Source organism: Leptospira ryugenii (assembly GCF_003114855.1).
Classification (GTDB): domain Bacteria; phylum Spirochaetota; class Leptospiria; order Leptospirales; family Leptospiraceae; genus Leptospira_A; species Leptospira_A ryugenii.
In genome coordinates this window covers 154,198-178,243 of sequence record NZ_BFBB01000009.1, presented here as the reverse complement: position 1 = coordinate 178,243, position 24,046 = coordinate 154,198, and the positions used below count along the sequence as shown (strand labels likewise).

General features: G+C 41.2%; 19 protein-coding genes. 8 read left to right on the top strand and 11 right to left on the bottom strand.

What is annotated here, in order from left to right; translation table 11 throughout:
• Positions 1 to 7 precede the first annotated feature (7 nt).
• From DI060_RS17785 to queA, 6 genes are all read right to left on the bottom strand, one after another.
• Positions 8 to 3,715: a LamG-like jellyroll fold domain-containing protein gene (locus tag DI060_RS17785; protein WP_167837046.1), complete on the bottom strand. Its 3,708-nt coding sequence runs from the start codon at positions 3,713 to 3,715 to the stop codon at positions 8 to 10.
• Between the two features lie 63 nt (positions 3,716 to 3,778).
• A complete protein-coding gene (locus DI060_RS17780) occupies positions 3,779 to 4,453 on the bottom strand; it encodes a class I SAM-dependent methyltransferase (protein WP_108978445.1) in 675 nt (224 codons plus the stop codon).
• 60 nt (positions 4,454 to 4,513) lie between these two features.
• Positions 4,514 to 6,769, bottom strand: a complete 2,256-nt coding sequence (locus DI060_RS17775; RefSeq protein ID WP_108978339.1) for an aconitate hydratase — start codon at positions 6,767 to 6,769, stop codon at positions 4,514 to 4,516.
• Between the two features lie 88 nt (positions 6,770 to 6,857).
• Positions 6,858 to 7,355: a FlgO family outer membrane protein gene (locus DI060_RS17770; protein ID WP_108978338.1), complete on the bottom strand. Its 498-nt coding sequence runs from the start codon at positions 7,353 to 7,355 to the stop codon at positions 6,858 to 6,860.
• Entirely contained in the window at positions 7,342 to 8,655 is a 1,314-nt protein-coding gene (locus tag DI060_RS17765) for a hypothetical protein (RefSeq protein ID WP_108978337.1), read from the bottom strand. The genes DI060_RS17770 and DI060_RS17765 overlap by 14 nt, the downstream gene beginning before the upstream one ends.
• 58 nt (positions 8,656 to 8,713) lie before the next feature.
• Complete coding sequence (gene queA / locus DI060_RS17760) at positions 8,714 to 9,760, bottom strand: tRNA preQ1(34) S-adenosylmethionine ribosyltransferase-isomerase QueA (RefSeq protein ID WP_108978444.1); 1,047 nt, start codon at positions 9,758 to 9,760, stop codon at positions 8,714 to 8,716.
• Between the two features lie 54 nt (positions 9,761 to 9,814).
• Here queA and DI060_RS17755 point away from each other — a divergent pair, with 54 nt between their 5' ends.
• Genes DI060_RS17755 through DI060_RS17725 form a run of 7 tightly spaced genes read left to right on the top strand, consistent with a single transcriptional unit; the run spans position 9,815 to position 17,029 of the window.
• Complete coding sequence (locus DI060_RS17755; RefSeq protein WP_108978336.1) at positions 9,815 to 11,104, top strand: glycosyltransferase family 87 protein; 1,290 nt, start codon at positions 9,815 to 9,817, stop codon at positions 11,102 to 11,104.
• Positions 11,088 to 12,185 carry a glycosyltransferase family 4 protein gene (locus DI060_RS17750; RefSeq protein ID WP_108978335.1) on the top strand — a complete coding sequence of 366 codons (1,098 nt, stop codon included), beginning with the start codon at positions 11,088 to 11,090 and terminating at the stop codon, positions 12,183 to 12,185. Before DI060_RS17755 ends, DI060_RS17750 begins: the two co-directional genes overlap by 17 nt.
• Positions 12,172 to 12,759, top strand: a complete 588-nt coding sequence (locus DI060_RS17745; RefSeq protein WP_108978334.1) for an LIMLP_18675 family protein — start codon at positions 12,172 to 12,174, stop codon at positions 12,757 to 12,759. Before DI060_RS17750 ends, DI060_RS17745 begins: the two co-directional genes overlap by 14 nt.
• Positions 12,760 to 14,052, top strand: coding sequence for a hypothetical protein (locus tag DI060_RS17740; protein WP_108978333.1), 1,293 nt, complete (start codon positions 12,760 to 12,762; stop codon positions 14,050 to 14,052). It abuts the gene before it with no gap.
• Positions 14,053 to 14,057: 5 nt separating this feature from the next.
• Positions 14,058 to 15,557, top strand: coding sequence for an MBOAT family O-acyltransferase (locus tag DI060_RS17735; RefSeq protein WP_108978332.1), 1,500 nt, complete (start codon positions 14,058 to 14,060; stop codon positions 15,555 to 15,557).
• Between the two features lie 3 nt (positions 15,558 to 15,560).
• Complete coding sequence (locus DI060_RS17730; protein ID WP_108978331.1) at positions 15,561 to 16,703, top strand: hypothetical protein; 1,143 nt, start codon at positions 15,561 to 15,563, stop codon at positions 16,701 to 16,703.
• Positions 16,704 to 16,714: 11 nt separating this feature from the next.
• The gene (locus DI060_RS17725) at positions 16,715 to 17,029 is read left to right on the top strand and encodes a nucleotide pyrophosphohydrolase (protein WP_108978443.1); all 315 of its coding nucleotides are present in this window, start codon (positions 16,715 to 16,717) and stop codon (positions 17,027 to 17,029) included.
• Here the strand turns inward: DI060_RS17725 and DI060_RS17720 are convergent.
• Genes DI060_RS17720 through DI060_RS17705 form a run of 4 tightly spaced genes read right to left on the bottom strand, consistent with a single transcriptional unit; the run spans position 17,023 to position 21,851 of the window.
• Positions 17,023 to 17,649: a hypothetical protein gene (locus tag DI060_RS17720; RefSeq protein WP_108978330.1), complete on the bottom strand. Its 627-nt coding sequence runs from the start codon at positions 17,647 to 17,649 to the stop codon at positions 17,023 to 17,025. The two genes, DI060_RS17725 and DI060_RS17720, sit on opposite strands and share 7 nt — an antisense overlap.
• Entirely contained in the window at positions 17,646 to 20,318 is a 2,673-nt protein-coding gene (locus DI060_RS17715; protein WP_108978329.1) for a TonB-dependent receptor plug domain-containing protein, read from the bottom strand. The genes DI060_RS17720 and DI060_RS17715 overlap by 4 nt, the downstream gene beginning before the upstream one ends.
• The gene (locus tag DI060_RS17710) at positions 20,299 to 21,009 is read right to left on the bottom strand and encodes a hypothetical protein (protein WP_108978328.1); all 711 of its coding nucleotides are present in this window, start codon (positions 21,007 to 21,009) and stop codon (positions 20,299 to 20,301) included. The genes DI060_RS17715 and DI060_RS17710 overlap by 20 nt, the downstream gene beginning before the upstream one ends.
• Positions 21,009 to 21,851 (bottom strand): SDR family oxidoreductase, encoded by an 843-nt coding sequence (locus DI060_RS17705; protein WP_369689631.1) that lies wholly within the window; start codon positions 21,849 to 21,851, stop codon positions 21,009 to 21,011. Before DI060_RS17705 ends, DI060_RS17710 begins: the two co-directional genes overlap by 1 nt.
• Positions 21,852 to 21,920: 69 nt before the next feature.
• Here DI060_RS17705 and DI060_RS17700 point away from each other — a divergent pair, with 69 nt between their 5' ends.
• On the top strand, positions 21,921 to 22,631 hold the full coding sequence (locus DI060_RS17700) for a pirin family protein (protein WP_108978327.1): 711 nt from the start codon (positions 21,921 to 21,923) through the stop codon (positions 22,629 to 22,631).
• Here the strand turns inward: DI060_RS17700 and omp85 are convergent.
• Positions 22,628 to 24,037, bottom strand: coding sequence for an Omp85 family outer membrane protein (gene omp85, locus DI060_RS17695; protein WP_108978326.1), 1,410 nt, complete (start codon positions 24,035 to 24,037; stop codon positions 22,628 to 22,630). The two genes, DI060_RS17700 and omp85, sit on opposite strands and share 4 nt — an antisense overlap.
• Positions 24,038 to 24,046 lie beyond the last annotated feature (9 nt).

The following is a 24,046-nucleotide window of genomic DNA, read 5'->3' as shown; positions in this document are numbered from 1 at the left end:
GGATCTATCAAGGACAAGTGTACGCTAGGGCTAGATTGTATTTGCTGGAAAGATAACACTCCACTAATGTTCGATCGCTCACATTTAGATCCACATTGTAAATCAATAGATCCCCTATCAATCCATCAAAGTAATTCCCATCTGCAGGATAGCCACCTCCACTATGAAAGTATCTTCCTAAGTGGAATTGGCCACCTCCACAATTATAGGATCCTCCCGCGTTTGAAGATGCTGGCATACTTCCACCATTGCGATACAAAGAACCTATCGTTCCGTTATGTATGATAGAGAGTATATTGTTATCTAGAGCATTATGGTAATTGGAAGTGGATACCAGTCGAGTGGACCCACTTTGTAAATCAAACAAATTGGGGTTGTTGCCAACCGCACGTGTGATATAGAGAAGCTTTCCGCTTAAAGGCGCTCCATTTTGAAAGAGCCCATCATTTAAGCCAATGGCTAACTCAGAATAAGTCACAAAGATAGATTGGCTTGTGGTATTGAGTGTTTCTGTGCAAGATCCTATCATATATGCTGAGTTAGCTCCACGAGTAAACCGAACTGCATTTGAATTGTTCATACCGGTAGCCGAATAAAATGGTTGGCTCGCGCCAATCCCTTGAGCAAGATGAACTCCATTCCCACTCCGGTCAAACCAATCCGATACACAATTGGCCATACCTACACAAAGGCCTGGTGAATAAAGAGTTGCTTCTGGTTTTAAGTAAAGCTTCAAACTACTCCCAGCAATCACTGGACTCCACGAACTCACCTGAGTCGGATAATAACCAGACAAGGCCCTAATCTCTGTTTGGTTAAGAGCGCGATTGTAGATGATCAGATCATCTACATATCCAGTGAATCGTGCTCCACCACTCCAGTCTTGGCCGATAAAAAGATCTGTCCCTGCTCCTGTATTCCATGAGAGAGGAGTAGACCCATAGAATGCTCCATTTAGATAAATAGAAGCGTTTGTACCATCGTATACCGTACACAGGTGAGCCCATTCTCTTTGAAATCCTGCATGGCTACTAATCCAATCGACTCCTCCTCCACCGATCATCCCAATATTTGCTCCACTCACTCCAACTGCAGTCCCTGTGCCCGCTGCATTTAATCCATATGCAATGATGTATTGATTGGAGTTTGCTATGGTTTGAAACCAGGAACAAATCGTTCGAGAGGTACTCGCTATGGGGAGAGAATTAGGATTGGACCTCTGTAAATAGGCCACACCATTAAAGAAATAGGATCCGTTTGTTTGACCAAATCTGTCTGGCGAGGGAACAGCGCCTGAATTCGTGAGATGGTTTCCAGAATCACTAAAATCATCGAGATTACCGTTAAACGCATAGTAGGTGACAACCCCATTTGGGATCTGCAATGCCAATGCTTGCATCAAACCGTTATCTAAGGCACCTTGGAAAAACCGAACATTCGAAATTTTTCCGAGGAAATAGTCTCCCCCAAACCCGGCATAACCTACTTTAAAGGAAACTGTCGGTGTGTTTGGATCCGTAGAATAAATGATCGTGTCTGGCTGTCCATTAATATACATCTGCCAGTTCCCAGCCCTTCTCTGGAGAGCAACATGATGCCATCGATTCAAAGTAAGCCGCCTTGAAGAAGTACCACTGCTCCCTAAGGGGCCCAGATCTACGATCAGTCTACGAGTCCCTCCATCATATAACAAGCCGTAACCGTCACTAGTGCCAACTCCATTAAAAAAAATGTATTGGTTCCCTGTCATGGTAGCTGGGAAGACCCAAGCAGAGATTGTAAGATTTTTCTGGCCATCAGGATTGATAAAAGTATTAGAATTTAGATAAGTTGCTCCATCTAACACATAAGATCCACTTGCGGTCCCTTTTTCATCGGAGGAAAAGGTACTGGTTCCTATCACCGTTGCATTGTTTGTCCCAATGGAGTCGAGAGCATTCCCATCAAGAGTATAACGTAAGGTTTCTGCTTCCTCCAACCTTCTGATGGAATGGTTTTGGTCATCCGAAATGTAGACATGATTTCCATCGGTTGTCACAGATCCTGGAAAATTAAAGAGGCCATTTCGGCGAACATTGTCTTCATATCCGATGGTTCCATTCCCCGCCAGAGTTTTCACCTGGAAGTCAGAAAGCCTAACGGCACGAATTGATTGGCCTACCCATTCGGAAATAAAGAGAGTGGTTCCATCTGTCGTTATCCCATGGGGATCATAAAAACTGGCTTGGGTTCCTGTTCCGTCGACTGAAGCGGCTGTGCCAGAACCCGCAATTGTATCAACGGAGAAAGTTCCATTTACAAGATTGACGCGTCGGATCCTATGGCCTCCCACATCCGTGACATATAGATAATTGCCATAGGCAACCGCTGCCAAGGGAGAAGTAAAGGTAGCTAATGAGCCATTTGCATTGTCGCCGTGGGTACAGTTGCCTGCAATCCCCGCAATCGTTGTGACTTGAGTTGTCACCGTATTGACGGAACGAATTGTACAATTTCCTCGATCAATAACATACAGAGTTTGATTGCGAAGAGTTATGCCTGAAGGAGATGAGAAACGGGCATTGATTCCGATTGTGCTATCAAGTGCACCAGGGTTTCCATCTCCAACCAAAGTCGAAACCTCAGCAGTTGCAATGTTGATCTTTCGGATACGATTCCCTAAAACCTCAAGGACATAAAGATTGTTTCCATCAGTTGTTATGGCAGCTGGTCCATTGAATTGTGCATTGATGCCAACACCATCTTTACAATTAGCCACTGAAGTTCCCGGACATATGACACCAGCACCAGCATTGGTTCCAGCAAAGGTAATCGTTGCACCATTGGTTTTGTTGATTTGACGAATCGCATTGTTAGTATAATCTGCGACATACATATGCGTGATATCAGAAGCAATGCCTTTCGGATTTTGAAACCGTACGGCATCTGCCGAAGCATTATTGATAAAACCTGGTGACGATCCAACACCGCCCTGACGATTGGTTGGATAACCGCCTACTAAAGTACGCACAAACGCAAATCGATCGTAGAGATTTGTTGCTATATCGGAAAGGGCATTGACTTGCAGATTGCCTGCAACCAAATACCCTGTTCGACAAGTCATTTGCACCGTCAAACTAGTGCTAGGCATTGTACCTCTAGAGAGAGTCGGAGTATCAAAAGAGCAGAATGCTCCTGTTGCTTGCGTCGTGATACGAATGTCATACGCTGAGCCTGCGGCAAGCCGAACGGCAAATACTTGGAGGCCTAGTGAACTGATCGAACGACTATCGGAACCATTGTTTTGCACTGTGAAATTTGCGGCGATGCCATTTACATTCACTGCTATTTCATGAAAATTGGAACCCCATGAACAATTGATCGCCACGTTGCTAATGTTTGCTGCCTGGAATGTGCCCGCTCCATTGGTTAAGGTGCAGGTCATATTAGCAGAGGATGTAATGCTGACATTATATGTGGAACCTGTTCGAAATTTGGTGGGGAATGTAAAGTTGCCATCAGCTGTTACATTGATTTCTTCGCCCGCATTTTTGACTGTGACGCTTCCCCCTGGCACCATGCCTAGGACAGAGCCACCCAAAGTATACTCAGTAGAAGGTGTACTTGGATTTAAAATACGGAATAAAGATAAAAATTCAAAGGGGCTTTTGCTCAAACTTGGCAATGAACAAGTATTGAAACTAAGCAATAGGAAAAAAGAAAACAAAACTCTCATCGTCCGTGCCTTCTTCCTTTCCATGAATTGGTAGTTTGGGAGAAAGGAAAGATTTTTCGAGGCCTAGACCCGAAAAAAATCTTCTTTAAATCCCTTTTCCCCGAGCCACTTGCTCTGTAATACATTATAACCGACGACTTCGAAATCTTTTGCGATCCATTTCCTGTATTTTTGTTTAGAACGAGAAAAAGCAAACGGATCAACAAATCCTAGTTCCGACTTCATCTCTTTATAATCCTCGGTTGTCGGAACAGTGAAATAGAGATAATTACAATACTTGCCTAATTTTTCGACAACACTTGGGATGGCTTGGTCAGGTAAATATTGTAATACGGAATTACATATCCCGAGTTCGACGGGTTCCCGCTCCAATTTGGGAATCTTGAACTCCTCCAAACTTGTGTTTTGGATATCGAAGCGATCGGAATGTTTTACCCAGTCTTTTTTGAGTAAGTCCAGATAGGCCTCGCGAGAGGCATCCACCGCATACACCTTCACTGGACTGAATGCCTTTACGAATTCTTTCAAAAGATGTGCTTTGCCAAATCCAAAATCACAGATGCGATACACTGGGATCTCCATCAGGGAAAATAGAGATTTTAGATAAGCAGCATGTTGTTTGGCGTTATACGATCCATCTACATCCAAACCGCTACCATAAATATCTTTCCAATATGTTTCGCCAAAGGACTGGCCATTTTTTCCAAGACCGGGTTTGGGCTTAAAGAGGGATTTCATTTGAGAAAAGAGAAAGCCCTTACGTCCACCCAAAGGACCAACGTAAGAGCATGTTAAACGTTAGGATCGCATCAAATTCAACGCCGCACCCGCTTTGAACCATTGGATCTGTTGTGCGTTGTAGGTATGATTGACCGAAATCTCTGATTTGGAACCATCCTTGTGGTTTAGAACCAATGTGAGTGCCTTTCCCTCTGCAAAGTTTGTCAAACCAAGGATATCGAAGACATCATCCTCTTGGATTTTGTCATAGTCATCTTTATTTGCAAAGGTCAAGGCAAGCATACCTTGTTTTTTTAAGTTGGTCTCATGGATCCTAGCGAAGGATTTTACGAGGACTGCCCGCACTCCCAGATGTCTTGGCTCCATTGCTGCATGCTCCCGGGATGAACCTTCCCCATAGTTTTCATCACCAACCACAATAGAACCTATCCCTTGGGCCTTGTATGCCCTTTGTGTTTGGGGGACCGGTTCATAGGCACCTGTTAGTTGGTTTTTTACTTCATTCTGTTTGCCATTGAAGAAGTTGGTGGCTCCAATCAAAAGGTTGTTGGAGATATTGTCCAAATGACCTCTGAACTTAAGCCAAGGACCTGCCATAGAAATATGGTCTGTCGTACATTTCCCTTTTGCTTTGATAAGAAGTTTGAGTCCCTTTAGATCAGTGCCTTCCCATTTTGGGAATGGATCTAATAGCTGCAATCTTGATGATTTTGGATCTACAATGACTTGAACGCCAGATCCGTCAGCAGCAGGCGCTTCATAACCCGCATCCTCAACCGCAAAACCTTTGCTAGGTAGTTCTTCGCCTGTTGGAGGGTCGAGTTTTACCTTTTCCCCTTTTTCATTGACTAAACTATCTGTGAGTGGATTGAAACCAAGATCCCCAGCAATGGCCAGTGCCGTTGTCAACTCGGGAGAGGCAACAAAAGCATAGGTGTTTGGGTTTCCGTCTTGCCTTGCTTGGAAGTTACGATTGAAGGAATGAACAATGGTATTCTTTTCCTTTTTTTCTGCACCTACGCGTGACCACATCCCAATGCAAGGTCCACAGGCATTGGCAAACACTTTGGCTCCGATTTTATTGAAAACATCAATATAACCATCTCTTTGGATCGTATAACGAACTAATTCTGAACCGGGTGTGATGGTAAACTCTGCTTTTGTCTTTAATCCCTTTTCCGCTACTTGTTTTGCCAAAGAAGCAGCACGCGAAATGTCTTCGTAGGAGGAGTTAGTGCAGGAACCGATGAGTCCCACTTCTACTTTCAAGGGCCATCCATTCTTTTCAGCTTCCGATTTCAATTTAGAGATCGGTGTAGCCAAATCTGGTGTGAAAGGACCATTTACATGTGGTTCCAGGGTACTGAGGTCGATTTCAATCACTTGGTCAAAGTACTTTTCGGGAGCCGAATACACCTCGGGATCTGCCGTCAAATGTGCTTTGTGTTTGTTTGCAAGCTCAGCTACATCTGCTCGATTGGTAGAACGAAGGTATCGTTCCATGGAGGCGTCATAAGCAAATGTTGATGTGGTTGCACCAATCTCCGCACCCATGTTACAAATCGTACCTTTTCCAGTGCAAGATAGCGATTCTGCTCCTGGTCCAAAGTATTCCACAATGGCTCCCGTCCCACCTTTTACAGTTAAGATCCCTGCAACTTTTAAGATAACATCCTTTGCAGAAGTCCATCCATTCATTTTGCCCGTAAGTTTGACACCGATTGCTTTGGGCCATTTCAATTCCCAAGCAAGCCCTGCCATCACATCACAGGCGTCAGCTCCACCGACACCGATGGCAATCATTCCCAATCCGCCTGCGTTTACCGTATGTGAATCTGTTCCGATCATCATACCTCCTGGAAAAGCGTAATTTTCCAAAACGACTTGGTGGATGATACCTGCACCAGGTTTCCAGAATCCAATCCCATATTTATTGGAGACGGAAGATAAAAAATCATAAACTTCTTTGTTTTCGTCGAGTGCGACACCGAGATCTTTGCCCGACTCTACTTTAGCAGTAATTAAATGGTCACAGTGTACAGTGGAAGGAACTGCTACCTTTTTTCGGCCAGCTTGCATAAACTGCAACAAGGCCATCTGTGCGGTTGCATCTTGCATAGCCACTCGGTCAGGGGCAAAATCAACGTAGTCTTTTCCGCGCACAAACGCTTGTTTTGCGTTGCCGTCCCAAAGGTGGGAATAGAGAATTTTTTCTGTGAGAGTCAGTGGTCTTCCGACTACCTTCCTTGCTTCGGAGATTGCCGCATCCATTTTGGCGTAGCGGGCTTGAATCATTTCAATATCAAATGCCATCGTAACCTCTTCTTGCAGTTATGAAGCGAGAAAGAGAGGAATCAATCCAAAATTGGCGAAAAAATGGGGAATTTGTGGAAATTCTGTCTCAACCGTCAATGAGGACATAAACTTCCTCAGCTTTGGAGATGGTTCCTGACTTTATGTCAATCAAACGAGCATTGACAAAGACACCATTCTGGTATGGGCTGATGATGCCCGTGACAATCATATCAAGTTGTAAGGCCTCACCTATATTTCGCAAGGTGGTAATGTCTTGGGGAGACTCAAGACTAAGAGACTTTTCCTTTAAGATCCGCTCGTTTACGATTCTATCGAGCATGGTAAAGGTATTTTTTTTGACAAGTTCCGTCGTGAGTTTCTCAGAGACAATGCCACCATATGGATTTTTGCTACCGTCTGGGGAAGTAAATGTAAGGACGATGACCCGGCGTTTCACTCCAAAGTAGGTAACCGTCGAAAGGGACTCAGCCAATCGCTCCAAAGGTGGAACCACTGCTGGCCTTGGTGCTGGTTCCTTTTCTTCACTGATGTAACAGGAAAAAAGCAATGAGATTAGGAGCAGAAAATAATTAGAACGTAACATCAACACCTAGTGAAGTAGCATACTCATAGAAGGACCGTCCCTGTTGGGCTCCTCCTAATGGCATCACTCCAGGTACTCCGATGATCATACCGTCTTTATAAAATTGGTTTTGGAAATTCAAGAAGAAACTGGAACGGCTGGAGTTAGGATTTTTCCCACGAATGGAAGCACTAAACGTCGAGGGAGACCTTCCGTTGGCATCTCTCACTTGGTTCAGTGGATCATTAAAGATATTATAGAAATTATTGCCGAGATAAAAGGAATACCTTTGGGCTTGGTCCAAATAAACGATAACTCCCAAAGATGCCAAATCCTGGTTAGGATTAAACGATCCGGATTGGCTGAGACCGCTATTGGGTAGTCGACTCGAGAGGTAGTTGTATTTTACATTCATCTGCACCTGTCTTCCGCCAAAGAATAAAGATACCTTACCACCGTCTGGAGAGCTTAGGTTGTTCGTACTTTCTGTTCTTTGGTTAAAGACAGAGGTTTGTATTTTAAAATAATCAGATGGAGTAAAGTTTGCCTGCCACTCGTATAACTGGCGCACATCGCTTTCTTTTCGCAAGAACTCGGATGGGCGAACTTGGCTGAGAGGGTTATTATTGTATGCTGAATACATGGACGTGGTGGTCACATTGCTATCACCCGTAAGTACTTTTGCTTGGAAAAAATCTCCACCCTTAATCGAGATACCTGCCATGGCGATGTTTCTTTGGTAACGATTGCGATCATCTGTGAAGTCATATGACCCACTTTGTATCACCGCACCTAAAGTTTGTGTGATTGGATATTGAAACTCAAAAGATTCGAATCTACGTTGTGAAAGTCTATCCCAGGGAAGGTTTTCGCGCCGAAGGGATGATTGGTATAGACTTGACTGTTGTCCGAGAGCTCGGAGTACGATCCCATCTTGTTGGAAGTAGATCTTTTTTTCGCCGATTTGATTTTGGTAAAGATCCCAATCAGAACTTTGGCGTACGGACTGTACCTTAAGGTCTGATTCAAAAGAAAAGTTGGCACTATTCCAGTCTTGTCTTTCATTCCGTAAGCCCTCGGCCACACTTGTGTTCAAATCAAATTCATTGGGGTCCAATTCTCTGCCAGTTTCGGTGAGGGCATTGTCCCCATTTCCAAACGATGGGTGGTCTGCCTTTTTTTGCGGAGAAAACCGCAATGGTTCACTCTGGATCTCCTGCCATTTGCTTTCTGGATTTCGCACAGGGGCAATAGAAACCACTGCCAGCAAACCTAGGCCAGAAACCAACGATATAGTTACAGAAGATTGGGGAGAAAACATAGTCAGGAGCGATTAGTCCTTCGATCCTCTCAAAATTAAGGCATTTGTAAATTCATTTTTAATAGATGAACATTGCGTCCCCATATGAATAGAATCGGAATTGATTCGTGAGAGCATAACCATAAGCTTCTTTGATTAAGTTTTTTCCTGCAAATGTACTAACAAGTAAGATCAGGCTACTTTTCGGCAGATGGAAATTTGTGATGATTCCATCTATGGAAAGTATGTGGTCACCAGGTGACAAAAATATGTCAGTTTTCCCTTCTCCTGGGTGGAAAATCTGAGATTCTTTCTCATAAACGGTCTCTAAGACACGTAAACTGGTTGTCCCGATGGCAATGATTCTTTGTCCATTTCGTTTAGCATTTGTTAATCGACTAGCAACCAAAGGAGCCAGGGAATACTCTTCGCTATGAAGTGATTTGCTTTTCAATTGTTCTTCTGTCAGTCCTTGGAATGTCCCATAACCGATCTTTAATTGGACAGGCAGAAATTCTATCCCTGCGCTTTGGAGCAAGGCAACCAAGTCCTCCGTAAAATGAAGCCCAGCTGTGGGTGCTGCCACAGACCCGGGTTGTTTAGCGAACACGGTTTGGTAACGGATTTCATCCTCTTCGGTTGCAAGTCTCTTTAAATAAGGTGGGATGGGGATATTGCCGAAGACCTCAAAGTCTTCTTCTGTCAATGGACGATTTGCCTTTAAAATGGAAAGTTCACCCATTTTTCCTTCAAACCGGAAGTGCAATGAACTCTCAGAATTTAGGAAGAGAAGATCACCTAACTTAAGTTTTCGGCGAAATTTAAGTATGCATTCCCAAGTAGAAGCAAGTTCATCTAAAGGCTTTAGAAAAATGGCTTCATGGATACGCTCACTCTTGGAATGTAAAAACACACGGCGTTTGGAAACTTTTGTCTCATTGTAAACAAGGATGTCTCCTGGTTTGAAATAAGTAGCGATTTCACGGAAATGGCTGTGTTCTTGGATCTGAGCATGGCTACGGTCTAGGCAAAGAAGTCGAGATGCCGCCCGGTCCTCTGCCGGAAATTTCGCAATCTGCTCTTCTGGGAGCGCAAAATCATACTCTTCTAAATCCAGTAAATCCATACCTGTCAGGAAAATCTTGCTAGAATCTGGAAAAACCAAAATTTGGCAGAAACCATGTGGAAATCCCTGCAAAAATCTGAAGTGGGTGGGAGAATCCTCCTGATCCTCCTTCTCGGTTTTTTTCTGATCAATGGCTGGAACCGAAGGAACCAAAAATCTGACTTTCTAGACTACTACCATGCAAGCGAGCGTTGGAAGGCGGGGGAAAACCTCTATAAATTTGATGTAGCTTACGAATTGAAAGACAAGGTGAAATCTTGGGAGGAATTGTTTTTGCCAGAGAATGCAAAACTACTTTCCGATTTGCAAACCCAAACGGCGACCTATATTTACCCACCACTCTTTGCTTACCTTCTCTTACCTCTAACCTACTTTCCCGCTCCGGTCGCCTCGGGCATCCACCAGGTCATTGGCTTCTTATGTCTACTCGGTATCCTTTATTTGTTCTGGAAGGGAGAATTCTTCGGTCGGAATTTCAAAAATCGAGAATGGATACTATCACTCGTACTACTTTTGAACTTTCGATTTTTAGAAAGCCATGTCCAAAACAACCAAGTTGGGCTCTTGCTCGTTCTTTTGGTTTTACTAGCTTTGATAGCGAAAAACGATGGTTTTGCGGGGATTCTTTTGGCATTGGCTACTAGCATCAAGGTAACTCCCCTAGTCTTTTTAGCAATCTTTGTCTACCAAAAACGATGGAAAGCAATTCTCTGGTTTGTATTCGGTATCTTCGTATGGAATGCACTCCCAGCTAGCACCCATTTGGCCTATACCCAAGACATGACATGGCAATGGTGGAAAGAAGTTCTTGGGAATGCTCTCACTAATCCTCTCCTACGCTCTTGGAAAAATAACCAAAGCCTACCGTCTACTTTGGCAAAATACTTCATTTCAGGCGCTGACTTTGTGAACCAGCCACTCTACCGGATGCCTTTCTTAGATTTGGAAATGAAAACTGTGCAAAAAATCCAAGCTTTCATCCTCCTTCTTTCTGGGATTCCCATCCTCTTTTTGATGCGGCAAAAAAACCGAGAATGGGAACTCACCTCTCTTCTGTTCTTAGCTTCAGCAATTTTTAGTGGGATTAGCTGGGTACATAGTTTTGTAGTATGTCTTTTCCCAATCTACTTTCTACTCACAGAACAGGCCTTATGGGGGAAAGAAACAAAAGGAAAGAAAATTTTACTAGGAATCTGTCTCATACCTCTTCTTAGCCACCGAAGTGTAGTCGGAAGTACATTAGAGTCTGTCCTTTTAATGGTATCCATTCTGCTCTATTATAGTTTTGCTTTGTATACCTATATCATTTGGAAAAATATACGTGCAGATGAAACTAGGCATTGATGTAAGACCTTTTTCTTATGGTTACACGGGGAACTCTCGTTACTTAGAGGAAGTTCTCAAACGGATCATTCCAAAACACAAAGAAACTACTTTCTATCTTTATTCCAACAAAGCAATTCACCCGGTGTTTGTTTACTTTCAGGAATTTGAAAATGTAAAATTACGGATCGCAAATAAAACTGTCCCAGGTCCGATTTACCTAAACTTTCTACTACCTTTTATCTTAAAACGAGACGGTATCGAGAGGTTTTGGGGAACCTTGCAAATGTTACCTTGGAAAAAATTATCTATACCATGTTTTGTCAATTACCATGATCTCAATTTTATATCCGCACCCCAGACTATGAATCCTTGGAACTACTGGCAGCATAGAATCCTTTCTCCCAATACTATGCGGAATGCTGATAGGATTTTCTGCCTCTCCCAAAATACTCAAAATGAAATCGTCCAACACTTTCCAGAAAACCGTTCTAAATGTACTGTCATCTATCCAGGAGTTACAAAGCCAAAGGTAAGCAATCAATTTGTATTGCCTAAAGATTACTTTTTGACAATTGGGACTCTCGAGCCTAGAAAAAACATCAAACGATTGGTGGAGGCCTTCCAACAATTTAGAGGATTATTTCCCAATAGTCACTTTAAACTCTTGGTACTCGGAAGAAAAGGTTGGGGAACAGAAGGTGAGGATCTTTACCAATATTTACATTCCGATCAGGCAAAACAAGATTCGATTCATTTTTTTGAATCACCGGAGGAAGAATTCCTGAGAGAAGCAATCCAAAAGTGTAAGGTTTTCTTTTTTCCCTCACTACATGAAGGCTTTGGTTTACCCCTTCTCGAAGCCATGATTGAGAATAAAAAATGTGTAGCCTCTAACATCCCAGTCTTTCGGGAAATATTGGAAACAGGAAATGATCTTTATGTGGATGCAAATGATACAAATGCTTGGAGAGACGCATTTGTAACTGTAAGTAAATACAAATCCTTTACCAGAAATCCCAAGTTCAATCCAAAGATTTGGTCTTGGGATGCCACGGCAAAGTTATTAGAAAAGGAGATATTCCAAAATGAAATGGTTTAAACAAATCATCTCTCGATTTCGCGAAAGGCAAATTAGAAAACGCAACTCATACTTTGGGACTTCTTTGTATGAACCACTGGTAACAAACAATCTCCCCCAATGGACACTCTTTTTATTTTGCACGATCCTTTTGTATCTTCTGTTTCAAAATATCCATTATTTAAGTGATTTTTTATACTGGTTCGTATCGATTTTAGAGATTACAAAAGTACTAAAAATTCCATTCTTAAATAGTTTAAAGTATTACCAATACCTAGCTCTTTTCGTTTATTTTTATCTTGCCTTTTCATTGGTCTGGGATCTAAGCCAAAAATTAATGGAATGGGATAGAAAATTATTTCTGGTGAAGGAAGAAATTTGGGTCATTGAACGAAGGTTATTCGGAGTTAAACTTCATAAATTCAATCGTATGCAAGATTCACTGGAACTCGAATGGCTACATTCTGGGATCAGAAATTGGTTGGGTTTCAACCAATTGGTTTGGAAACGAGAAAATCAGATCATTGCCAAATCACCATTCTTTTTCCCCTATCGAAATAACCAAAGGATCATCAACCAACTCTTGCAAAGATAAATGAATGTAAAAAAAATCATCCTTTTCCTTCTTTTATTGGTCTTAGGGTTTTTCCATCTTAGATACCTCTCTAGGACTTTTGATTGGGATTCCTGTGTATATGCATTAAATATCCAAAAAAACCGTTGGGAGTCTGCTTTTTTCAATCCACACCATTTGGGATTTGAGTCCTCTGGACTATTATATTGGAAATGGATACAATCCGTCCTCAAAACAACAGATATCATGTTCTTTCTTCGTTTGCGAATCCTTGCGGTTTCTCTGTTATTTTTAGGATTTTTTATTTGGATATTATATAGATTATATGAGGACTTTTTTGCAGCCATTCTCTTGGGCCTCCTCGTTCAGTTCAGCCAGGCTTTTTGGTTCTATAGTTATCACAATGATACACCTCTGATTCATTCCTGCCTTATGGCTGTTTTATTCTTACTCACTCTACTTTTTTTACGAAAAGGCTTGGCTTTGAAGCATTTAGCCCTTCTTTGGTGTATACAACTTCTGAGTATTTACTTCCACCAATCCAATGTCATTCATTTTGGCATCGTTCCCATGGCCATCCTTCTCGAACAAAAAAGATATTTCGGAGTCAAACTTCGCTTAATCTCCATCTATCTCTCAACTCTAGCCATAGCTACTGTCCTTTCCTATTTGTTTGTGGGTTTTATCATCTTAAAACGTGGTCTCGGGCCCATAGACGAAAAACACTTTAGCTTTTGGATGTTTCTCTATGCAGCCATCAATCGCTGGGGAATGAGTCCCGAGGAAAAGAACTATGTTTTGTTCTTTTATAGGGGAATCGGGGATGCTTTTTTAGTCTTTCAGAACGTGGTCCCAAAATTCAGGGTAGACTTTTCTCAATTCTACTCCAAAACTAGTGTAGCGTTCAATTTAAATGCGGCTTATTGGTTAACAATAATTATGTTAGGGATGCTCAATTTCAAATCTCTCTTGAGGCAGTTCAAAAGTGAAATCATTCTACTCACTTTTTGGCTCATTCCTTCTATCGGATTTTATACTTGGTGGGAAGGTTACTTCTTTGAATTTTGGGTAGGGACAAGCATTGCACTTTGGCTCCTCAGCTTTTATGTATTAAAGTCATATGCAATAGCGATTTTGCCACAATTCTCCAAGTCCCTATTGCATTCTTTATTTTTGGTTATGGTTGTTTTGTACTTTCTAACCAATTTTACGTTTTCTACCCTACCTCGTTCTGTCGGGCCCAAATTTGGATATATAGAAGGAATCCAGGGGCCAGTCTTAAAACTTGCTGATGAATCCATCTACCAAAGGTAAATGAAATGTTATTTAACTCTTTAGAATTTTTAATCTTTTTTCCCTTCACATTAATCGTAGGGAATTTGTTGAAGGATCGCTGGCAAAAGCTCTTTTTTTTAATCGCGAGTTATTACTTTTATATGGCTTGGCAACCAAGCTCTATACAATGCGATGCTAGGCAAACAGAAGGTTTCGCATCCATCGTTGACACCCTGTTTTGTGATTTTAAGATAAACATCTATATACTCATCTTATTGTTTTCGACTGTTGTCGATTATATAGCTGCCATCAACCTCCAAAAATTAGCGGATGAAAGTGCAAAACGCAAGATCTTTTTGGTCATCTCACTTTTAGTCAATATTGGAACCTTAGGATTTTTTAAATATACCAACTTTCTTATTGGTCTCGTCAATGACCTAAATTATTTCTCTGAGTATAAGTTTGCGAGCCAAAACATTATCTTACCTGTGGGAATTTCATTCTACACATTCCAATCTATGAGTTATACTATAGATGTATACTTCCGAAAGATAGAGGCAAGAAAATCATTTTTAGACTTTTCTCTGTATGTCGCATTCTTTCCTCAACTGGTTGCCGGACCGATTGTTCGCGCGGAAACATTCTTTCGAGACCTCGATAACCGCCTTTTAGTTTTGAAGGAAAATATTGAATCTGCCTTTGCTTTAATCCTCATCGGATTTACAAGGAAGATAGTATTTGCAGACAATTTAGGGAGAGTGGTTGATTCGGTTTTTGCGAACTACCAAAATTTAAACAGCCTTGAAATCTGGACCGGTACTTTGGCTTTCGGTTGGCAGATTTACTTTGACTTTGCAGGTTATACCGACATTGCTATTGGGGTTGCTCGGTTATTTGGTTTCCAATTCAATCCTAACTTTAATTTTCCCATGTCCTGCCGGAATATTGCGGACCATTGGTCCAAATGGCACATTTCCTTTTCTACATGGATCCGTGATTATATTTATATCCCTTTGGGTGGTTCTAGAGTATCCCAAATCAAATATATCCGAAACATCATGATTACTTGGCTCTTTGCAGGACTTTGGCATGGAGCCGCTTATCACTATGTTAGTTGGGGTATTTGGCAAGGTGTCATGCTTTTGATCCATAAATACTATAGCGATACCGATCTTTCCAAATCCCTTAACGCGACCGGTGGATTTGTCTACGATCTTTCTGCCCGTATATTTACAATGTTTTGCCTTTCTTTCGGATTTATAATGTTTAGAGCCGAGGACATGGACAAAGCAATCTACATGATGAAAAGTCTTGTTTTTATGAATGAGTCTATGGCTCCTATGTATCGTTGGTCGAATTATAGATTTGGAATCCTACTTGCTATCTGCTTTGCAGCGAGTTATATTTTCTCTAAGAGACAGATACCTACTCTTTTTGAAGGAAAGAAAAATTGGAAGTTTGCCGCCTTCATCATTGTTAATATTTACCTCATTTTATTCTTTGGAGTCACAGAAAGTCAGAACTTCCTCTACTTTCAGTTTTAAACCATGAAGAGCAAAGATTTTCTCAAATTTTTAACCGACAAGCCAATCGTCATAGCATTCTCTACCATACTCATAATTGAAATCTTACTCCAAATTGGAGTTTACAAACCATTCTTAAAAAAGAATTCTTATGCTGCCAATATCAATCGAGTCACAAACCATATCATTGAACAAAGAAAGGTCTTAGACCCTACCATCTTAATTGTAGGAACTTCTGTTGCCTTTGAGGGAATTTCTGTTCGTATTCTAAATGAGGAGCTTAAATCTACTGGCGAAGAAGTTCAATCCTTTGCGATCAGAGGTTCCGAACTTGTTGTTCAGCACCACCTATTGTCCGAACACTTACGCAAGTTTCCAAAAGTGCACACCATCATCCATGTATTAGAACCTGGTATGGCTTGGGTGGATCGTTCCCATTTAGTGGAACCAACAATGGTCATGCTTTCAGAAGTTGGAAATGTTTCCAGTATCCCATTAGTTCAAAAATACGAGTACAAGATGGTTTGGACGGATTATCTCTTTTTACTTTTTAAATCCATTGCTTACCGAAAAGATTTAGGAGATATGTTCATCAATTTTAATGAACGTATCAAAGCTATTGCACGAAGGAACAAAAATCCCAATTTGATGCCCTGGGATTACGAGAATCCACACACTGAGTCTATGGGACCATATAACATTCGGTCTCTAGAGGAGTGCATGGAAAAAACAAATCCACAGACTACCTTCCCTTTACCTACGGAATCAGATATAGACCATCGAAGGATGATCCACGAAACCTGTGCCATCGCCATTACTGTTCCCAAAGATCCAATCAAAACTGAAAGTACAGATCGATACTTTCGACGATTGAACAAAATGTACTCTTTAATTTTGGATCAGAAAATCCATATCATCAACGTATTTGCCCCTTACTCCTCAGCCATCCGACCTCTCAATGGCCCGGAGAGAATGAAAATCTGGGAAGACGGATTGCATTTTGCTTTAGGGGATCGGCAGAGTTTAGACCAATATGATCTACAAGATTCTCTTGGTAAGGAAGAAAATGGGCAGTATTGCTTTGATTTAATCCATTTAAACCGCCAAGGTATGGAAACCTTCTCCCATATCCTAGGGAAAGAGTTAGCTAAGAGGTACAAAAAGTGACACTAGATGAGATGCAATCTAATGTAGATACTTGGATCAACACAATTGGAGTTCGCTATTTCTCCGAAATGACCAACCTTGCCATCTTAATGGAGGAAGTGGGAGAACTATCTCGTCTCATGGCAAGAACCTACGGCGACCAGTCATTTAAAAAAAATGAAATGGGCAAAGACATTCCAAGCGAAATCGGAGACATCCTATTTGTTCTGACTTGCCTTGCAAACCAAATGGGGATATCACTGAAAGATTGTATGCAAAAAACATTGGATAAAAATACAAAAAGAGATTCCCAAAGGCATAGAGAAAATCCCAAATTAAATCATTGAATATTAGCTTCTTCTAAAACCCTTTTCGCTAACCAATCTTCCAAAAGCTTTCTCTCATTTTCAGAAAATTCAGTTCTTAAGCAATCTGTGGAGCGCCCTCTGATGGGTGCAGAAAGGAAAAGATTGGATTGCAAAGTGGTTGCTGCCTTACCTATCCTACCCTTTGCAGAGCTTAGAAAAACTAACTCCTCGAAAGTCGCAAGCCTAGCCGAAACAGGAGATACGCAATTATCTATGACTTCAAATCTATTGTCACGTATGACATTGTCTTGCTCTTGGTATGTGCTCGTCCTTAGCGAAAAGATACCTGATTGTGCAAATGCATCGGAACAATTTGCATTTTGCTTTATGATATCATTTCCATCAGATAAAAGTTTGGATATTTCTCCCGAAGTAAAAAAGAGCAAATCATGATTGCAAAGCCCCGATGGCCATCGAGAACATACACTATTTTCTTTATCATTTGTTTTTGTTGTTTTTTTGCAATTCCCTAAACTTCGTGAATAGCTCAATAAAAGCATAACTTGGCTAGTCTCATTATTTCTTTTTTCTAACTCATCTTTTCCACCATTGCAGGCGGCGATAAAAACAATCAAAAATAGAAGGCTTGAAACTCTCAAAATCGAACCTCCATACCTAAATTGATCAATGGAAGATAAATAATAGATCCATTTGGTCTCTGTGACTGCACATAAGGAGAGTTAACCGTGTCATAGATGGGTGCGGGATTTGTGCCTCTTTGGTAAGGAGATAGATTATCAAAATTAAATCCTGATTGGTTGAGGCGACCGTAAAAATTTACCAATTCCAGATAAAAATTGATATAGCCCCAAGAAAATTGATCAATATGATCAATTCGGATATCAAATTGATGAAAGGGCAACAATCGATCGCTATTATAATTTTTTGAGTACTCAGGAAAATATAAGTTCACCCCAAAGGTTGCCGCTTGGTTAGCACGGTTTGCTGAAACGATAGGAGTATAGGGAGTACCTGAAAAGTATCGATACCTCCCGCCCACCTGCCAAACGGAATTGAATTTATATCCAAATACTACATTTAGAATATGTCGTCTATCTAAGTCATAAAGCTCTTCTCTATCATTGTTATAAATCAATTCAAATTGATTATCACTGTAGTAGTTTAGATAATTTGTTCCGAGTTTTGTCTGTGCTAATAGTTCTCTTGATCTATTGAGGATTGATGCATCCGTATTTTCATCTGAACTACGTCTTGCTTGGTTATTGATTCTTTTGGTTATGGAATTTGTATAGGAGATCCAACCAAATGCTCCCGATTCTTGTCTTGGGTCTTTGGACTTTTTGATAAAGATCTCTATCCCTTCTGAGTAACCGTATCCTGAATTTGAATAATTCAGATTTCTGGATTGGATTGGATCGCGGATGGCTCTTGTCGGGTCATTCACAATAAGCCGCGGATCATTATAAGGTGAATATGGATCCGCAACAAATGCATCTGGAACAATGATATTTTGAAAGATATTCCGAAAGGCTTCCACTTTAAAAATCCAAATAGCGTTCAACTCTTGTTGGATACCAACCGAATTGTGCTCAGACCTTTCCATAAGCAAGTTTGGATTTCCAGACTTCGAAGACAATTGTTCTATCAAAACCGGACTATTATAGTGAATGCCATGACCGGCAAGGAAGCTTGTTTTTGTACTTTCGAATTCATAGCCGCCATTCAGGCGAGGAGAGAGATTTTTCTCTCGGGAACCAGAGTAAGTATCATAGCGCATACCAGGCCTTATGGTAAATCCTTTCCATTTCCCTTGTAACTCTGCGTAGGCGGCTCCTTCTTGGTATCGTATCCGATCTCCATCAATAACAGATCGGAATTGAGCATTTGAATCCAATAGATTGTTAAACAATTCAAAAAAAGTTCGGTTTGAAGAGGTGATGTTCTCACCTTTTAAATTGGTCTCACGAGTTCTCACCTGCACTCCGGCATCTAACTTCAGATACTCTTCAAAAATATACCACTCTAACCTTTGTTCACCGTAGTTCAAAAAATCAGAAGTTCGATTCTGTAAACCGAAGATTGTTTCCGCAGTGAGAGGATTTGAAAATCTTAATTCAAAAAATTCTGTAAATGTAGTCCTAGAATAAGAGAGTGTATGCCTAAATACCTTTGATTTCCATATATGCCGAATGGCATCCGTGCGAAATTGTCTATCTAATCCAGTAGGAGGCCTTGGGTCTTCACCTCCTCTTTCCAAACTTGCCTGAGTCTTGGTATAGGCCTGTCGGTCTCTAGACCCAAAAGTTTGTATGCTCAGTTTATGCTCTTCAGATATATCCCAAATAAGTTTCCATTGAAAATCATGGTATTCTGCAAATTTAGCATCTTCCGGAATCCCTTCGGGATAGGCACGCAAAAGAACGAAATTTGGATAGTTCTTTCTACCAGAACTAACCATGGATAGAGAAGGGATCAATTTTGTTTGGTGGTATACATCTGTCAAAAAGAAGTTCAAATTCCAGATTGTCTTTGTTTCTTCTACTTTATCTGTTCCTTCTATCGCAATGATACCACCAGTTGCAAATCCATAGCGGGATGGGAATGCACCACTATAAATGTCAAAGGAACGTATTAGATTATTATTTAATACTGAAGATTGATTGCCTAAATGGAATGGATACGGAAGCGGAAATCCGTCAAAAAAGTATTGGTTCTGCCGCGTGCCACCCCCGCGTAAGGAAATATCACCTCGGTCACTATTGGAATACGGTACGCCAGAAACTAAGTTGCCAACGTTAGTGAAAACAGAAGGCAAAATTCCAACAGGGGCACCTATGGATACTCCTGGTACCGTTTGTATAGCCTTCAAGGAGTCCCCAGCTACGCCAGGCAATCGTTTGATCTCTTCTTGTTGGAAATTATAGCGAGATAGTTTTGTTTGGTCTCTTTCACCACTCACATTGATACCCGCGATTTCTGTTGCAGGTAAGTATAAAATTATCTGTTGGCCATTATAACGGATTTCTCTAGAGAAATTCAAAACTTTCGATTGTGAAACAACCCTTATTTCATAAAAACCTATATTAGGAAAGCTTAACGTAGCAGATCCTTGTTTATCAGTCGTAGCAGTACTTTTTGCAGACTTTACTATCAGATTGATATTTGGAATCGCGATGCCAGTTGATTCTCTGTAGACCAAGAATGTAACGAGATACTTACCCTCTGCCTGCAGGGATGAGATCTCCAAAAGAAGCACAATACTTAAACAAATTGACCTTAGTAGGACTTTATAAGTATAAGGGAACATTGGATTCCTTACAAATGGCTCGCCAATAGGATTCAAGGTGGGCGGGATGAGAATTCATATCTGAAATACAATACTCAAACTTCTCACGAAAGCTTAGATTGGATTCTAAAAATGGTGAGTACTGTTCATACACCTCATAAAGTCTTTGGAAAAATTTTACCTGCCCTTCATAATCATAGTCCAAACGAAAGAACATATACGCATGTGCTAGATCATGTAAAAGATGCTCAAAGGCATCCCTTTTCCCTTCCACCAATTGCCCTGAAAGTGCCGCTTCCCAATCAATAGTCAATAGACGAATGCCTTCACTTTGGGCTTCTAACATTTCTTTTCCACTCGGATGGTGGTAGATCAACTGCAACTTCCAATTGTCTTTTAGCCAATGGAATAGAGCTCCTCTCACCGTGTCTGGCATTCCAAAAAACCGAACCTCTTCTAAAAATGGAAGTAGTGGTTGCAAGGGAGGAAGTGGTTTGCCTGTTCGAAGGTAAGCCCTCCTTCCCAAACGTGATGTTAAAAAAATTCGTAAAAAGGAAAAACAAATCTCCGCTTGATGAATAGATTCCTTCTCTGATCTCTCTCTAAGTGCTGTAAGCTCCTCTCTTAGTACACCAGCTTCTCTTTCCAACTCAAATGTAGGAATGAGAAGCTTTTTAAAACTTCCGTACTTTTGGTTCTGCTGCCAGGGCATTAGGTAACTTTTGCTTGGCGGAGGATACGATTCAAAACTCGTGGGAAAAATCGTTTTAGGAAGTAAGCGAATCGTTCCTTAAATCCGCTGATAATCAGTTCATCTTTACCTCTCGCAATTCCAGCCAAAATAACTCGAGCAGTATAGTCAGCCTCTAAGCCATTTTCAATGCCTTCATCCATTTTTCCTTGATTCTTTCCATCTCCGACAAGTGCATTCAGAGAAATTTTGGTTTTGACAAAACCTGGACAAACTGTTGTTATTTGAATACCATCATGAAAGGCTTCACCTCGCCATCCATCAAAAAAACCTAAAACGGCATGTTTACTTGCACAATAGGAAGAACGAAGTGGAGTTCCTATCTTTCCTGCGAGACTTGCGATCACAACGAGTATTCCACTTTTATTCTTCTTCATAAGTGGATAGACCGCTTTGGAAAGAGCAACAACGCCAAAGAAATTTATATCCATAATTTTTTCTGTGACTTCTATGCTCGTATTCTCTGCGAGATCTCTTTGGCTAACCCCAGCGTTATTTATCAGTACATCAATCTGGGACCATTTTTTTTGGACAGTTTGTACTTTCTTCTGTAGGTTTTTATAATCACTGATATCCAAGGGAAGTAACAGGGAATGTCCCTCATCTAACGAGCACTCTAACTGTACTCTCTTTAGCTCTTTCTCGTTACGCGCAGACAGAACAACACGTGCCCCAAGTTTCGCTAACTCCTTTACCAAAGCCTCGCCAATCCCTGAAGAGGCACCTGTAACCCAAACCACTTTATCCTTCCAAACAAAACTTCCCATATCCGCAATGAGGGATTGGGAAGCAGAATCCGTCAAACGTCTCAGAAGAAAATCCCTTGACAAAATATAGTTCAATATTAAACTATTCAATATGAAGGTATTGATATGAAACAGATATTCCACGCAGCAAAAGACCGAGGCCATGTGAATTTTGGCTGGTTAGACAGCCACCATTCCTTCAGCTTTGGCGAATACTACGACCCTCGCAAGATGAACTTTGGGGCCCTTAGAGTTCTAAACGATGATATCGTTAGTCCCTCAATGGGATTTGGTACGCATCCGCATGCCAATATGGAAATTGTGTCCATCCCACTTTTCGGGGAATTGGCCCACAAAGATAGTACAGGAACCAATGGAGTGATTCGTACTGGTGATGTACAAATCATGTCCGCTGGAAGTGGGATCCGTCATTCCGAGTTTAACCATAGCGCAGAGAAAGATGTCAACTTTCTACAAATTTGGGTTTTGCCCAAGGCGCATAACATCGAACCAAGATATGACCAAAAATCATATTCGGATAGTACGTTTGAAAATAAATGGGGGATTGTCGTATCACCTAAACACAGTGAAGCGGTGTGGATCAACCAAGACGCCTATTTCTCAATGATCCACTCGGATCCAAACTCAAACCTGAAGTATACCCTTCATGAAAGTGGGAATGGAGTATATTTTTTCTTAATACAAGGCAAAGTGAGTATCAATGGAGATTCACTGGAAAGAAGAGATGCCATGGGAGTTTGGGAATCTGAGGAAGTGAGCATAGATGTCGGTGTGCGGAGCCAAATCTTAGCCATAGAAGTTCCGATGAAACTTTAAAAGGAATGGCCCATATCTAAATAGAATAAGGAGTCTTCTCGGGACCTTGCCCAATCTAGTGCTATAACTGTTGCTTGGTCCCAGACAATCCGTATCCCGAGGCCTCGAGAATGTTTGAACTCTTTCATTTGGATTTCTTTTGTGCGATCCCAAACATTGGCTACTTCATAAAAGGGCACCAAACTAAACTGAAATGTACTATCCCAAAAAGACACTGTCCCAAACCGCCAACGCAATTCCCAATTGTAAAAGCCCATAACAGGTCCGTAAAATCGTTCCAATCGATACCCGCGTAAGGAATTATACCCCCCCACTGCGCTCATCGGCCCATCAATAGAGTATAAATAGCGATACTCAAAAAAAGGAACTTCTCCTGTGATTTTCGTAAACAAAGCCCTTTGGGCAATGACCAGTTCTTCAAATAGTTTAGGGAAAGGCTGCCAAAAGTTTTGTATTTGGAAAAGATGACGAGTATAGGCAAAATCGGAGCCTATGAGAGGCACAGCTTTATTTATATTATATTCGATTAACCATCCACTATCAGGATCAGGTTCATAATCCCGTGTATCATAGGCAATACCGCCGCGTAGATAATTGAGGGTACCTCCATTTTCTCCTAGTATCTTTCCGGCATTTGCATCTTCTGTTAATTTGGTTCTGTCTTCCACGACTGGAATCTTTACATTCGTTAGTGGGTCTCTTGCTTCTGTCCAATGACCATCGAAACGTCTCACTACATTTTTTGAAAACTCTGTACCAGACCAGATTCGAAATGTTTGGAAGATTGTTTTATCAATAAAAAATTGTGCATATGTGGTTTCAAATTGGTAATTATGATAGTTTTGAGTTGAAACAAACTCCTTGCCGGGGCCACGATTTGCATAGTAGGAATTTGCAGTTTCGAATTCAGAAAATGTAGCATTCCTACGAATTAGAGAGTCTACTTGGTTTCTGTCTTGGTAGCTGAGTGGCTTTAAAGATTCTTTCCCAATGCCAAAGTACTGGTTGTATAAACTAGCATCATGCCCAAATAAAGTCTTTAAGCGAAAAGGGGTATCCAAAAAAAAGGGGGCATCCCATTCAACAAAGTATTGTTTGGTGCTTCGATTGGTTTCATAAACTCCGATCGTAATTAAATGTTCGTAGGGCACATATGAAAATGAAGGGGAATCTTTCGATCCGTTGTTGAATATATTTACAAGTGCTCCCGCGCCAGTACCTGTTACGGCATCACTTCCTACTTGGGGTAAGCCAGTAAAGTACCAACCTTCTTTTTTTTGTTCAAGCTCCTGCGCATCTAGCTTTTTGAACTCACCAATCCAAGAAGGTAAACTTTGTTTAGACTTATCCTCCGCCAATACTGTGCTAACCGCGAGAAGTAAACACACAGAGACTTTGGCAATCATCCATCTCTG

What these genes read in the sequence shown, in the direction of transcription:
- DI060_RS17765 (WP_108978337.1), bottom strand. Translation starts at nt 8,655, where the DNA reads ATGTTTTCTCCCCAATCTTCTGTAACTATATCGTTGGTTTCTGGCCTA.
- DI060_RS17780 (WP_108978445.1), bottom strand. Translation starts at nt 4,453, where the DNA reads ATGAAATCCCTCTTTAAGCCCAAACCCGGTCTTGGAAAAAATGGCCAG.
- DI060_RS17775 (WP_108978339.1), bottom strand. Translation starts at nt 6,769, where the DNA reads ATGGCATTTGATATTGAAATGATTCAAGCCCGCTACGCCAAAATGGAT.
- DI060_RS17770 (WP_108978338.1), bottom strand. Translation starts at nt 7,355, where the DNA reads ATGTTACGTTCTAATTATTTTCTGCTCCTAATCTCATTGCTTTTTTCC.
- DI060_RS17725 (WP_108978443.1), top strand. Translation starts at nt 16,715, where the DNA reads ATGCAATCTAATGTAGATACTTGGATCAACACAATTGGAGTTCGCTAT.
- DI060_RS17745 (WP_108978334.1), top strand. Translation starts at nt 12,172, where the DNA reads ATGAAATGGTTTAAACAAATCATCTCTCGATTTCGCGAAAGGCAAATT.
- DI060_RS17785 (WP_167837046.1), bottom strand. Translation starts at nt 3,715, where the DNA reads ATGAGAGTTTTGTTTTCTTTTTTCCTATTGCTTAGTTTCAATACTTGT.
- DI060_RS17735 (WP_108978332.1), top strand. Translation starts at nt 14,058, where the DNA reads ATGTTATTTAACTCTTTAGAATTTTTAATCTTTTTTCCCTTCACATTA.
- DI060_RS17755 (WP_108978336.1), top strand. Translation starts at nt 9,815, where the DNA reads ATGTGGAAATCCCTGCAAAAATCTGAAGTGGGTGGGAGAATCCTCCTG.
- DI060_RS17740 (WP_108978333.1), top strand. Translation starts at nt 12,760, where the DNA reads ATGAATGTAAAAAAAATCATCCTTTTCCTTCTTTTATTGGTCTTAGGG.
- queA (WP_108978444.1), bottom strand. Translation starts at nt 9,760, where the DNA reads ATGGATTTACTGGATTTAGAAGAGTATGATTTTGCGCTCCCAGAAGAG.
- DI060_RS17715 (WP_108978329.1), bottom strand. Translation starts at nt 20,318, where the DNA reads ATGTTCCCTTATACTTATAAAGTCCTACTAAGGTCAATTTGTTTAAGT.
- DI060_RS17750 (WP_108978335.1), top strand. Translation starts at nt 11,088, where the DNA reads ATGAAACTAGGCATTGATGTAAGACCTTTTTCTTATGGTTACACGGGG.
- DI060_RS17710 (WP_108978328.1), bottom strand. Translation starts at nt 21,009, where the DNA reads ATGCCCTGGCAGCAGAACCAAAAGTACGGAAGTTTTAAAAAGCTTCTC.
- omp85 (WP_108978326.1), bottom strand. Translation starts at nt 24,037, where the DNA reads ATGATTGCCAAAGTCTCTGTGTGTTTACTTCTCGCGGTTAGCACAGTA.
- DI060_RS17700 (WP_108978327.1), top strand. Translation starts at nt 21,921, where the DNA reads ATGAAACAGATATTCCACGCAGCAAAAGACCGAGGCCATGTGAATTTT.
- DI060_RS17730 (WP_108978331.1), top strand. Translation starts at nt 15,561, where the DNA reads ATGAAGAGCAAAGATTTTCTCAAATTTTTAACCGACAAGCCAATCGTC.